At 35.4% G+C, this 13,440-nt stretch carries 14 protein-coding genes; 4 read left to right on the forward strand and 10 right to left on the reverse strand.

What is annotated here, in order from left to right; all coding sequences use genetic code 11:
• Positions 1 to 811, forward strand: an 811-nt coding sequence (locus GZ63_RS0113910) for a peptide MFS transporter (protein ID WP_038221271.1), incomplete at its 5' end; no start/stop codon positions are given.
• A gap of 244 nt (positions 812 to 1,055) precedes the next feature.
• On the opposite strand, the gene GZ63_RS0113915 is transcribed toward GZ63_RS0113910, so the two are convergent.
• Positions 1,056 to 2,162: a M24 family metallopeptidase gene (locus GZ63_RS0113915; RefSeq protein WP_029270576.1), complete on the reverse strand. Its 1,107-nt coding sequence runs from the start codon at positions 2,160 to 2,162 to the stop codon at positions 1,056 to 1,058.
• A gap of 302 nt (positions 2,163 to 2,464) precedes the next feature.
• Between GZ63_RS0113915 and GZ63_RS0113920 the strand changes: the two genes are divergently transcribed.
• From GZ63_RS0113920 to GZ63_RS0113930, 3 genes are all read left to right on the forward strand, one after another.
• Positions 2,465 to 3,520 (forward strand): M24 family metallopeptidase, encoded by a 1,056-nt coding sequence (locus GZ63_RS0113920; RefSeq protein WP_029270577.1) that lies wholly within the window; start codon positions 2,465 to 2,467, stop codon positions 3,518 to 3,520.
• Between the two features lie 254 nt (positions 3,521 to 3,774).
• Positions 3,775 to 4,563, forward strand: a complete 789-nt coding sequence (locus tag GZ63_RS0113925; protein WP_029270578.1) for a class I SAM-dependent methyltransferase — start codon at positions 3,775 to 3,777, stop codon at positions 4,561 to 4,563.
• A 76-nt stretch (positions 4,564 to 4,639) separates the two neighbouring features.
• Positions 4,640 to 4,981, forward strand: coding sequence for a GNAT family N-acetyltransferase (locus GZ63_RS0113930; protein ID WP_051681506.1), 342 nt, complete (start codon positions 4,640 to 4,642; stop codon positions 4,979 to 4,981).
• Between the two features lie 265 nt (positions 4,982 to 5,246).
• Here GZ63_RS0113930 and GZ63_RS18865 read toward each other — a convergent pair whose 3' ends face one another.
• The 9 genes from GZ63_RS18865 to GZ63_RS0113970 form a co-directional block, all read right to left on the reverse strand.
• A complete protein-coding gene (locus tag GZ63_RS18865; protein ID WP_029270581.1) occupies positions 5,247 to 5,834 on the reverse strand; it encodes a CPBP family intramembrane glutamic endopeptidase in 588 nt (195 codons plus the stop codon).
• The gene (locus GZ63_RS0113940) at positions 5,809 to 7,098 is read right to left on the reverse strand and encodes a YcaO-like family protein (protein ID WP_051681507.1); all 1,290 of its coding nucleotides are present in this window, start codon (positions 7,096 to 7,098) and stop codon (positions 5,809 to 5,811) included. Before GZ63_RS0113940 ends, GZ63_RS18865 begins: the two co-directional genes overlap by 26 nt.
• Complete coding sequence (locus GZ63_RS0113945) at positions 7,088 to 8,035, reverse strand: hypothetical protein (protein ID WP_029270585.1); 948 nt, start codon at positions 8,033 to 8,035, stop codon at positions 7,088 to 7,090. The genes GZ63_RS0113940 and GZ63_RS0113945 overlap by 11 nt, the downstream gene beginning before the upstream one ends.
• 2 nt (positions 8,036 to 8,037) lie before the next feature.
• A complete protein-coding gene (locus tag GZ63_RS0113950) occupies positions 8,038 to 8,904 on the reverse strand; it encodes a SagB family peptide dehydrogenase (RefSeq protein ID WP_029270587.1) in 867 nt (288 codons plus the stop codon).
• Complete coding sequence (locus GZ63_RS0113955) at positions 8,901 to 9,200, reverse strand: LlsX family protein (protein WP_029270589.1); 300 nt, start codon at positions 9,198 to 9,200, stop codon at positions 8,901 to 8,903. Before GZ63_RS0113955 ends, GZ63_RS0113950 begins: the two co-directional genes overlap by 4 nt.
• A gap of 107 nt (positions 9,201 to 9,307) precedes the next feature.
• Entirely contained in the window at positions 9,308 to 9,442 is a 135-nt protein-coding gene (locus GZ63_RS18950; RefSeq protein ID WP_198020944.1) for a listeriolysin S family TOMM bacteriocin, read from the reverse strand.
• A gap of 114 nt (positions 9,443 to 9,556) precedes the next feature.
• Positions 9,557 to 10,363 (reverse strand): ABC transporter permease, encoded by an 807-nt coding sequence (locus GZ63_RS0113960; RefSeq protein ID WP_029270591.1) that lies wholly within the window; start codon positions 10,361 to 10,363, stop codon positions 9,557 to 9,559.
• Positions 10,360 to 11,220, reverse strand: a complete 861-nt coding sequence (locus GZ63_RS0113965; protein ID WP_051681508.1) for an ATP-binding cassette domain-containing protein — start codon at positions 11,218 to 11,220, stop codon at positions 10,360 to 10,362. Before GZ63_RS0113965 ends, GZ63_RS0113960 begins: the two co-directional genes overlap by 4 nt.
• 938 nt (positions 11,221 to 12,158) lie before the next feature.
• Positions 12,159 to 13,273 (reverse strand): IS3 family transposase gene (locus GZ63_RS0113970; protein WP_156947741.1). Its coding sequence is split into 2 segments (ribosomal slippage): positions 12,159 to 13,021 and positions 13,021 to 13,273, totalling 1,116 coding nucleotides; the frame shifts between segments, so codons are not numbered across the junction.
• Positions 13,274 to 13,440 lie beyond the last annotated feature (167 nt).

Genomic DNA, 13,440 nt, shown 5'->3' on the forward strand with positions numbered 1-13,440 from the left:
AAGTAATAGATATTTAGGTAATGTAGGATTACAACCAACCCAATTGAATGTAAAAGAAGTTCCGGAGAAAAAGAACCAAAAACAGCCACTTACAAAAAAAGAGAAAAAAAGAACATTGGCAATTATGATCCTTGCATGCTTTGTTGTTTTTTTCTGGGCCGGATTTGAACAAGCAGGAAGTTCATTTACGTTATACACTAAAAACTTTGTGGATCGGGAAGTATTTGGATACCTCGTACCTGTTTCTTGGTTCCAATCACTAAATCCATTATTCATCGTTAGCTTCGCACCAATTATTTCAATTTTATGGCTTAAGCTTTCTAAATCTAAAACTGGTGATCTAAAACCAATAACGAAAATGGGTTTAGGCATGATATTGCTCGGAGTAGGATTTATGATTCTTATCCCTGCTGTTTTGTACACAGGGAGTGATGAGCAAAATATAGTTACAAAGGCCCATATAGCCTTTATTATATTAACGTATTTATTGCATACATTGGGTGAATTGTGTTTATCTCCTGTTGGTTTATCATTGGTCAGTAAGGTAGCACCACTTAAAATTGCCTCTTTGCTTATGGGAGTATGGCTATCTACTATAGGGATTGCCAATCTTATAGCTGGGCAACTGGCTGCTTTAACAGCCTCTTTAGGTTATATGGGGATATTTCTTACAATTGGCGGAGTAGCGATTGCACTAGGAGTCATCCTTCTTTTTGCTTCAAGAAAACTTACTTCGATGATGAGTGAATATGATGAAGTTGGCATGACTAAAGATACTCAATACAATACTATTGGGAATGTAAATAATTAATTATCATCAAATATCCAGTTCCATTTTGTAAGAAGATGGTTCCTGTATAGAATAGGAGTCATCTTCTTACATCTCATTGCTACCCATATTTATTGGTGTAGGTCATATACGCTGTTAATAAAATAGCGAGTTAAAACCTAATTCATATCAGCTACTTCTTCTATCTATCGCCTTTAAGAGATTACGTAATAGGATACATTTTAGACCCATCTATTGTTCTTTTTTAAGTTCCCGCCAGTTTGATTTACAACATATGTAACCCTCTCGGAAAGGAAGTCAATATTTCAGCCTCTCCAGCTTCATTAATATACACATTGTCTTCAATCCGTACACCGCCAAAATTAGGTATATAAATTCCAGGTTCGATCGTAAACAATAATCCTTTTTCTGCCATTTGCTCATTATTTTCATGGATAGATGGTTCCTCATGCACTTCAATACCAAGGCCATGACCAACCCGATTATTAAAATATTCTCCATAGCCATTGTTTGTTATCAAGTTTCTTGATTCCATATCAAATGTTTTAAGCGGTACACCGGATTTTACAGCATCAATACCTGCTTGATTAGACCTTCGCACAATATCATATATTTCTTTTTGTTTTTCTGTTGGTTCACCGATAATAAATGTTCGGGTAATATCGGAACAATACCCTTCTGTAATAGTTACCCCCATATCAATTAGCAAAAAGTCCCCATTTTTAAAAGTTCTGCTTCCTGGTATCCCATGTGGTAATGCTGATTTTTCACCAGATAACACAATGGTTGAAAATGAAGGTCCCTCTGCACCAAACATCTTCATCAAAAATTCTAGCTCAGCCACTAATTCTAGTTCACTCATACCAACTGTTGCTTTTTTCATTCCCTCTTCCATTACTTTCTCAATAATATCTATTGCCTTTTGTGTATGCGCAATTTCATCTCTTGATTTTTTCATCCGTTGTTTGTTAATGAATGGTTGAATATCTTCATATTTAGCCTCAGGGAAAACCGCTGTTAAATACTGGTGTTGAAACATACTCACTTTTTTCATTTCGAGTCCAAAACGAGTGATTCCCTTACCCAGCTTTTCTTGAAGTATAGTGTACGGATCTTCCCCATCAGAGATTGGAATTATTTCTCTAATAATCGAGTCATTAGAAGCCAAATCCTTGTCTAAAGCGGGGACGAATAAGATATTTTGTTGATTGCGATTATCAACAACCAAAGCCATGAAACGCTCATGTGGTTCAGAATTAAATCCAGTATAATAGAATACATTTGCTGGTGTCATAATCATTGCAACATCAATATTATTTTCTTCTAAGTAGGTTTTTAATGCAGTTAATCTCGTTTGATAATTAATGGACATAATATATCCTCCTTCGTCTTTTTAATAAAGTATGCAAGATTTATACCACGATAAGATGCAAAATCCGGAATCCTTTTTTAGAAAAGATGATTTAAAGCACAAAAGATATAGAGAATTGGCATATAAGTTGCATTACTTATATTAAGTAATATACAGTAAACAATCAATCACCATTTAAAAAGATTATCTACTCGGTAGGACAGAAGGAGATATTTTTATCATTCAATTGTTTGGTATGAATTTACGCAAAAATTGAATGATAAAAATTTAAACAATATGAAGTGTATAAGGGGGAATTTGTAATGGATAAACTAACCGTTCTAAGAGAGCAATTTGAGCAAAATAATATTGATGGTTTTTTGATTACTAATAGCTTTAATCGTAGGTATATCACAGGTTTTACCGGAACAACAGGCGTAGCAATTATTTCCAAAGAATGTGCTAAGTTCATTACTGATTTTAGATATGTTGAACAAGCTGTAAACCAGGTTAAGGGATTCCAAATTATTGAAAATAGATCCACCCTTCAAGAAGTTGCTAAACAAGCTGAGAAAATGGGAATTGAAAGATTAGGGTTCGAACAAGAGGATTTGAATTACAAACAATATAAAGACTTAAATAATTTAGTCCAAAAATGTATACCTGTTTCAGGCATTATCGAGGGACTTCGAGCGGTAAAAACGGATAACGAAGTTAAAAAAATAAATACTGCCGCTAACATTTCTGATAAAGCATTTGAGCATATTCTTAACTTTATTAGACCAGGAATAACTGAAATGGAAATAAACCATGAACTGGAGCATCATATGCGTAAAAATGGGGCAACTTCTTCTTCATTTGACATCATTATTGCCTCAGGAATTCGTTCAGCTTTACCGCATGGGGTTGCGAGTAATAAAAAAGTAGAAAAAGGAGATATGCTAACACTTGATTTTGGGGCTTATTACGAAGGTTATTGTTCTGATATGACTAGGACAATTGCTGTTGGCGAACCAAATGATGATTTAAAGCAAATATATTCCATTGTTTATGATGCACTTGAAATAGGAATTAATTCGATTAAAGCAGGATCTTTCTGTCAAGCAATCGACAAAAAAGTTCGAGATTTTATCACGGAGAAAGGCTTCGGTAAGCAATTTCGACATGGTACTGGACATGCAATTGGGCTTGAGGTACATGAATCGCCATATTTTTCCGTAAAGTCTGAAGATGTTTTAAAGGAAAACATGGTAATGACAGTAGAACCTGGCATTTATTTGCCTGGAATTGGCGGTGTTAGAATCGAGGATGATATTCTGGTGAAAAAGAATGGAAGCAAAGTATTAACACATGCAAACAAAGAATTGATTATTCTATAAAGGGGAGGAGGGAGCCACAAATATAATAGTGTGGCTTTCTCTATCTTCATTCTTCTTATTTTTCTAAAGTAAGATATCATGGGGACCATCAAGAGTTGAACGAGAAATTCTAACCTTCCATCACCTTTACACTTTTACTACCTAAAAGGATTGTATTTCACAATTGGGTATCATTTTCTTGAATAAATAATGTTAGAATACCTCTTGAATATAGTACATTTAAATGGTAATAAGAATGGAAAATCAAAGATAATATGAATAAGTTAGGTGGTTTTAAAAAGAAGAAAAATATTAGCACAGAAGAAGCGATTAAAAGGTGGGATAGATATGCCGAAACATATTCAGCAGCTCATAATGAAAAAGGTGACATTCATAAAGAAATTTTTTTAAACCCTACTTTATTATCACTTATGGGAACTGTAAAGAATAAAAAAGTTTTAGATGCTGGATGTGGTGAAGGATATTTCAGTAGAATTTTAGCTAAATCTGAAGCGAATGTAACAGCAATAGATTATTCAGAAAAAATGTTAGAAATTGCTAAAGAAAGAACTCCAATTGATTTGAGAATTGATTATAAGCATGGGAGTTGTGAGGATTTAAATTTTTTAGAGGATAACAGTTTTGATCTAATAGTATCGAATATGGTAATACAAGACTTTGCAAATTATGAAAAAGCATTTCAAGAAATGTATCGTCTATTAGTAAATGGAGGATATTTTATTTTTTCAATTTTACATCCCTGTTTTGTTACTCCAGAGAGTGGATGGGAGAAAACAAAAGATGGTGAAAAGTTACATTGGAACGTAGATAAATATTTTTATGAAGGTGTTTATGAACAAAGATTAGGCGATAAAGAAAAAAAGCTATTATTCCATAGAACTTTAACGAGCTATGTTAATAATGTCATTAAAGCAGGTTTTATTTTAGAAGGCTTAGTTGAACCAAAGCCATCGGAGGATAAATTGAGTAAATATCCGTCATTTGAAGAAGATTTCAGATGTGCTGATTTTATAGTTTTTAAATTAAGAAAGAAAGTGACATAATTGGGGGTACTATGTATGAATAACTTGAAAGTAGAATATTTAAACTTCGCTGAGACCAATTACAGCTATTGAGCTTATGAAGCTTTATAAAGATGCAGGCTGGTGGAAGGAAAGGAGAGAGCAAGATATTGAAAAGATGTTGAAGTCTGTAATTTCAATTGGAGCATGGAAGGACGGTACTCTTATTGGGTTTGCCAGAGCTATATCGGATGGTAAATTTAGAGCATACGTAGAAGATGTGGTTATAGATAACGCTTTTCAAAATTCAGGCATTGGGACGAATCTCGTATCAAAATTGCTAGAGGAGCTTTCTGATATCGATGTTATAAGCTTGTTTTGTGAAGAACATTTAATCCCTTTTTATACAAAAAATCAATTTAAATTGAGTAAGTCACAATTTGTAATGCATAGAAAATGAGCATTTCTTGTTGAGTTAACTAGTGGGGGGTTGCCATTAGAGCAACTTCTTAAGTTTATTGTTGCTTATAAAATGTAATAAAAGGGATATAATCATACATTTTACAGGCGTGATAAAATGCTGTTAAAGAACTGTTCCATTATCGGCAATCATTTAACCCCGTCTGTAACGTGAATGCAAATAAAAATCCGCCAGACAGGGTTTGTTATAATCAAGACAGCCATACCTTCCAAGAAAAAACCGTGTATTATGAAACAACTAACTATTATGTCTGAAATCCTCTGTAATTATTGGTATATTTGATCAAATATACGACTACATTGAATATGATATGCATAAGTATAACTGCAAACAAATTAGTTGTGTATGCAAATACGCTCGCGAGCATGATACCCAATGCCATTTTGTAAAAACTGTCTGTTTTGAGCTTGTAGTAATGCATAAATGTAAATACCAGTGCCGAAAACCCAATGTAAAATAGGTGCGGTACGCCGTGTGAGGCAAACGTTTCATACATTACATACCGAAAAATATATTCTTCCAAAAATGGAATGAAGATGAGTGTTTGCAAAAGAAATTTCTTCTCCCGAAATGCTTTCAGGAAACGTTTAGCGCTGTGCAGTTCCAGCATAGCCTGAACCGCAGGAATAATAACACTCAAAAGGAGCACTATTATTATGCTCATCTCCCGTACAAATATAAGGCTGAGCAACACAGAGCTAATTAAAGCAAACACGAATTTGTCGGTCGTCCCTCTTCGTACAATGAATATTTTATCATAAATTAGATAAAATATTCCCGGAAAAAAGATGAGTATGAACATTATTCTAAGGAAGAGGGTGGACCAAATCATTTAATATTCCTCCGATATCATTGTATCTCGGATGATATACTTGTGGGAAACTCGGTATGCACAACGGAAGAAGTTCTGGTACAATGATTCGGGTAATTACTTGCTGGGAACCCACAAAATCAGGTGGCGTAATGTTTAAAAATGCTGCATATTTGCTGAATGCTTGAAGGCTTTTCACTAGATCTTTCAGATTAATGCTCAGCCGGCTAGCATGCAGAGGACTATCGCGGAACGCTAGATTTTCTGGCTTTCCTTTTCGGGCATAATAAAGAACATTGTCATCAAGGTTGTCAAAAGTTTTCTGATCCATGACAGACTGGAATGTCTCCGTATGTGTCCAACTCGCATTCATATTATATTCCACAATGGCAAGTGTTTCCATAACTGATCTATAAACCGCACGTTCTAGCGTATAAGCCCCTTGAATACCAACTGTATATTTAGGTGTATAGGGGAGATCAGAAACAATTTCACACATAGCTATCGGAATTGGTTTATCCAATGTAATGTCAATTATATTCACGTCAAAATAATCATAAAAAGAGGCATCACCAATTATCTTTGCAACTAACTCTTTCCATGCATCCGTAATATCCGGACAACGCAGACCACCATACCAATACAAATTATATGAATCCAATTGATAGATTTCAATAAGCGCAGCTTCAAGACTCTGTTCAAATGTCTCATGAGAAGCGGTTCCTGTCGAGACTGCGTTTGCAACTGCAATCTTTTCATCTTCCTTCAAAAAATGCGTTCCTGAAACCATCAACTGCAAAGGAATATAAACGTGCTTTCCCGGTTCAGTCAAGGCGTTCATTTTTACCCATGATATTTTATCTGTTGGCTGAATAAAATTAATGTCATTTTCCCCATATAATAGATTTACATAGTCAAGAGGGCATACACGATCCCCAGCATCCACTTCTTTTTGAAGCGTTTCAAAGCTTTTCTTTATAATTAAATGCTGTAACCCCAGATATTGAGAGGCATAAGCAAACCGTTCGGCAGATTCCCCTAAAAAGGACATTCTCGATTCATTGTATAATTTTCCATATCCGCTCAAGTGATAGGTGAAATGTATATCTTGACCATATACAAACTTTTCAAACTCCGGATAGTCCGAGGTGATAAAGTGAAAGTCAGGCAGTGGAAATGAGCGCAGACGGTAAAATTTCTCAGGGGATTTCCATAGCCCAGCAATTTTCCCATCGAAATGGCGCATGCGGTCATCGATATTTTTATCAGTCAGTTTAATCTTCATAATCAATTAACTCCTTTGTTATATTGACTGATGCTGCGTTTTGTTCATTAAAATCAACTTTGTTGATACCTGCACACGTATTGCATAGTATGGTTCGCCTATTAAAGTCAAAGGAATACTCAAAATTAGGGAAATAATAATATAACACTGCCCCTGTCAGCATGGACATGCCATTTACTTCTGTTTGTTCAATATTCTTTCTGATCAGCCCCAATCCGACCAGCAGCTCTGCAGGTGTTACTTCGAAGTCATCATGCATATCTTGTGTTTCTGCTTGAAACTGAATACGGGACAAAATTTTCTTTTCTAGGCATTCATAACATCCTGTTAATTTGGGTTCAACACCTAACAACAGAAAATTTTCATTATCAAATAGCGCCATAAAAAAACTCTGATCCAACTGAACCATCAGTTTATTGATTGTTTGCACATTATGGCGTTCATTAAGGGTTGCAATATAATAAATGGAGGAATAAGAAGTAAAGACTTCCTGGATTCTCTCCAGATAAGCATCAGTTTTAAGATAATTATTTTCCGAGCTAATCAAGTCGATATCTGCATCGGAAATTATTTCTGATCTTTTCACAACGTCACTATCCGGCACAAAATTTTTCACCGCGTCAAACATCTGCTGGTCTTCAACCATTAACAGTGTAAAGCCTTGTTTAATCTTATTACGGATTAACCCATAGCTGTATAATGTTTTAAAATCATTTTGGTGTACATGATTGGGTTCAATAGTCACTTCTTGGCCATCCAAAATGGCTTCAAGGAGTGCGATGAATTTTGGTGAGCTGCTTTCTTTATCGATGACTAGCTCTGTCTGGTGGAGAGCACCTTTGCGCAAAGTAATTTCCGTCTCATTCTTTATTATATTGAGTCCATTGGTTTTTTTATACGTAATACCCTGATGTGTTTCAGTTTGCGTGTCTGTCATGTTTACTGCTCCTTTCCAATAATAATTGAATAGATGATATGTGAATTCACACTATCCAGACCTATCGATGTTTCAGCATATTTTTTATTGAACCCGGCTACATCACATGAGCCATAACCCACTTGTCTGGTTACAAGGTGTATGTTCTGTGCCATTATTCCGGTTTCCACAAATGCTAATAACATGCCGAGTTCCCCGTATTTTAAATAATTCCTATTAAGTTCGTAAGAAAAAAGCAGACTGACATTGGAATTCTGGGTGTCAATCGGTGCATTCTCATACAGTTCGTCAAGATTAGAGTCACGGGTAATTTCCTTCAATGTATGTGTGAAAGGCCGATATAAATAAATTCCATTCCGTAGACCTTCAATAGTATTCACCACACAGTATACTGAGATTGGATATATTCCTCCCCCTGATCCATAATAACGACGATAGGAAGTATTACCTTCATCATCTTTTGTATATCGATCACTTAAACCAATTGAATATTTTAGAAGCGTGGAAAACTCATCCAAGTTCATCTTGTAATTACTGAACTCACGGATGCTTTGTCGTGATTTTAATGCATTACTGAGCGACCCCCTCAAATTTTTGGGTTTAGGTAATGAAATCGTTGTGTTACTTTCTTCAACTTCTTCCATTTTTCTTTGCGCATTAATCTTATCAGCCAATCCTGTTTCGTTATAAAAATTCAAGGAACGGATATCACTGATCCGAATACTTGTCATCCCAAGTAAGTAGTTAAATGCATTCGAATCCGCATAGCCTTTTAATATATTGGCATAGACTTTTGTATTAGAGAGATTGGCTATATTGTTCCTGTCCTCATAAACAAGACTGTGAAGATTCATCAGTCCCTTGTTCATTTCCTTGTACCTCCTTTATTGCGCCGTTTACTCCATAACTCCAGGACAAAAAATATAAGAATTCCCATCACCATACCGACAAGCGCCATATTGAAATTATTTGGTACACCTTCTGCATTAGCACCTTCGTTTGCTTCAAATTTGAAATACTCCAAACCCAAGATTGTTAAAGATTTATCACTTTCAAGATTCTGTATATCCACCTGTTGATAGCCATTCAATATAAGAAGATAAAATCCGACCACCGTGATGATGATGGCTGAAATAAAAGAAATTGAAATGCGTTTCATGTTCATATGTCGCACCTCTTTAAGTAATTTTTAATAATTCCTTGACCTCCTTCAAATATGAAAGGAGGTCAAAGTTCATATTTCTCTTTTGATAAATGCCTCTCATGTAAGAATTAAGATGATGAACTACAGCAGCATGAACATGAACATGAGCAGCTGCAGCTTCCAGCCGCGTAGCTAAGCGCTTGGGTTTGCTCTCCGGTGCTCAAGAAACTATGGGATTGAATAGATCCATCTTTCATATTCATAGGTCTCACCTCCTTTAAATATCAGTATTTTGGAGACTATCTAGTCATGTATATATATACTGGAAAATATCATTCCCCTCCTAAATGTCGAAATTTAAATTTCAGATAAATAAGTTATGCTTTCCCATGCTTTGACGATGTATCTAATGGGCTTAACGATTGAAAGCTAAAATGAAATTTGAATGCTCTTCGCATGAGAACATAAATAATAATTCCCGTAACGGTTAAATAGCCAAGTGTAAGCTGGAAAAATTCCCCTAAAAATAGTTCTGTTTTAAACCAGATAGAGATAAAATCATTCATCAAATATTTCACCGGAAAATAATCCATCACACCTTGGACATTCTCAGGCAGCGTACTGAATTCATTGAAACCACCTGATAAAGCAAGAATCATAAACATTAGAGCCAGTCCTGCAACTTGTACTATTTGTACTCGGGTGGTGAGAAGTCCCAACATCACCCCGACGGACAAAGTAAATACAGCTGCAAGCAAATAATGCATAATGAAACTGAATAAGGTTAACGCGTCCGGTATCGAAAGGTTGAAAACAATCTTCGCAAATACACAGACAAGCGTAAACTGTATAATCGCTATCATCATATGTACAGTAACTTTTGAGCCGATGATAGCAAACGGATTAATGCCAAAGAGAACGTACCTTTCCATCACACCTGATTCTCTTTCTGCGGCAATGGAAACAGGAAGAGAAACTAAACAAAGCGGAACTAGACCTATCCCAGATGCAATCATGATATATTTATCCGTAAGATGAAAACCGTCACCAATTTCAATATTTCCTTCACTTCCAACAACGATAACCATCATCATAAGAGGGAAAATGATGCTGAAAAATAATACTATCGGTATTCGTAGCAAAATGACCTTTAATTCTATCAATATATATCGGGCATATCTCATACTATCACTCTCTTAGATTGGTTGCGTATATACGTATATAGCGTTTGAATATCTTTAGGTTTATAGGTGAAAGGGATATTGTCATTTCGCAGTGCCTCCATGACCTTTTCTTCTTCCTGCCGATTTTTTGTCATAAATATCTTTTGGTCTGCTGTATGTACAAAACGGAGGGTCGAATCCGTAAATGAAGCTTCCTGGTCTATACCTATTGCCGAAAAAAATTGATATTTAGTGCATAAATTTTCTAATGTATCAAAGGCAATCAGTTTACCTTCGTCTAAGATTAAAATCTTGTCCGATAATTTTTCAATTTCTTCAAAATAATGGGAAACAATAAGCAGTGTTTTATCATTGGCAAGCGATTTTATCAGCTTAATAATTGTATTTCTGCTATCAAAATCTAGACCTGATGTGATCTCATCAAATATTAATAGATCCGGATCATGAAAAATCACAAGAAAAATAGTTAGTCGTTGTTTTTCGCCACCGGACAGATGTGATAATCTTTCGTTTAATAATTCCTGTAAATCAAAACGGATAACGCCATCTTGAACACGTGGATCTTTCATGGAACAATTGCACACTAGGGAAATAATTTCTTTAACCTTCATTAAATCGGAGAACTGATTGTGTTGCATTTGAATGCCGATATCTTTTGTTTGTATATAACGATTTACTTCACCTTTATATTTTATTAAATTTAAAATAACCCTAATCATCGTCGTCTTGCCTGAACCATTGCTTCCGATAACACCAATCTTGTCTCCTTTTTCAATAGAAATGTCGGAATTTGTTAAATCTAAAATTGTTTTTTCTTTTTTGGTAACAAATACATTATGTAATTCTACCAATGCCATCTAAACAACCTCTCTCCCCATGCTTTTATGAAGTGTTATATACTTTTCCATATTAATGATTTAAATTACACAAAATTAGTAATTTTAATGATGTAAGGGCGTCTAGAATTAAAATTCCAGCAGTTTAATGAAATATTGAAGGTGCGGGCTTTCAGTGATCTATCTTATCGCTTCGACGTCTCTCGTTCCCAGACGTTCTTTTAATGTCTAACACAAAACGAGTCGGAGCGAGTTTGGGCGCGGGCACTATGATTCAAATCCTTCAGTTGCTTTTTACAGCAGTTTTCGACTTTCCACCATGGAATAAAGTTAGCCTCGATCACCTAGTGATTTTTAGAATTTAACTCTTCACCAAATGGAAGAAAAGAAATCTCCGGGTAACAGAATTTGGTATTCAGAATGATTATACATGATTTTCGTCCTCTGGTTTAAACTCTTTCACGATTCTTAAAACATTCCCTTTGCATCTACTTTCGACAAGAGGGAGTCGAAATCCTTGTAGTAGTTGAAGTTTTTACGTCTTCACGCCCCATGAAATCTCTGCTGCATCATCCAAAATGCGATAGACTTTGTTGTTGTGATCGGTTTTTTTCTTTTTGCCGGATGGAAAAAGCGTCCTTGTCTTTTACGTTTCCGACTTTTAATCAAACCAAGTCGTTCACACGGAGGCCGGTATTAATACCGATCAGAAAGATCAATATCTTTATAGCAATAAATAAAATATAAAAAACATCCTAAAATATGTTGTTTACTAAAGCAAAATGAAACTGCCTACAGTGAATAAATTTCAATAGGAAATCAAGTTTGGGTAAGGTACCTTGTGTCATACAATGTAATAAAAGACTTATTTTCGTACATTTTATTTATCGTCATGACAGCTTCTATGATTTAATTTACTTGGAAAAGTATGGAATGTAAACACTAAACTGAACAAATTTTTAAAGGTGTTTCAACTTGTATTCAGCTGGTGTTAAATAATCTAGCGATCCGTGAATTCGAATATTATTAAACCAATTCACATAATCGAAAAGTTCAAGGTCAAGTGCTTGTTTGCAAGGGAAAATAGTGCCGCCCACAAATTCTGTCTTAATCGTCTTAAACATTGCTTCAGCGACGGCGTTATCGTAAGGAGATCCTTTTTCACTCAAGGAACGTTCGATACCAAAAGCATCTAAAGCATCGTCGATGAGCTGGTTTTTAAACTCATTACCGCGATCTGTGTGAAATATTTCGAGTTGATTTAGATTGTACGGTACGGATGCAAAGGCACGCTGAACTAACGCTGCAGTCTTGTGAGGACCAGCACTGAAGCCAATGATCTCACGATTATATAAGTCTACTAAAATACAGATGTAATGCCATTTTTGGTCAACACGGACGTAAGTCAAATCACTGACAACAACCCTTAACTCCTGGTCTTGGTCAAATTCCCGGTTCAATACATTACCAACTTCGGATTCATTACAGGTTGACTTTGTCGGTTTATACTGGGCAACGGTGTATTTAGAAACAAGACCTTGTTCTTTCATAATTCGGCTAATCCGTCGGCGGGACACAGTCCAGCCAAGTTTTTCTAGCTCTTTTTTGATTTTTCTTTGACCATAAATGCTACGACTTTTTTTAAAGATATCCACAACTAATGTTGTCAGTTCTTCATCATTGTTTTCACGGCTCTTTGCTTCATAGTAATACGTACTTCTTGGAATTTGTAGGACGTCACACATTGCTGATACCGAGTATTTGTGAGCATTGTTGCGAATCACATCTACTTTCGTCCCATGATCAGCGCGGCTTGCTTTAAAATATCATTCTCCATTGCGAGTTTTTGATTCTCTTTACGAAGCCTGATTAATTCTTCCTGTTCAGGAGTTCGATTGTCCTTTTCTTCAAACGATCCAGAATCCTTGTGTTGGCGAATCCACTTATCAAAGGCAGAAGACGTTAGCTCGTATTCTTTGATAATTTCGCTCCTAGGTTTTCCGGAAGCATGAAGCTTAACAATTTGTTCTTTAAATTCTTTTGAGAAGGTTCTTCGTTTTCTTTTGTTGGTCATTTTTGATTCTCCTCCGACTTTTCTTGAACCAAGTTTATATGACCTTAACGAATCTGTCTAATTAAGTGTAGCCTATCCAAGTATGATTATATTATATAATTTGTTGTATTAGTACATAGAAAAGAAGGATTCATATGACAGAATCAACTGAAATATACAATGTGCAG

Source organism: Virgibacillus alimentarius, assembly GCF_000709085.1.
GTDB lineage: Bacteria > Bacillota > Bacilli > Bacillales > Amphibacillaceae > Virgibacillus_B > Virgibacillus_B alimentarius.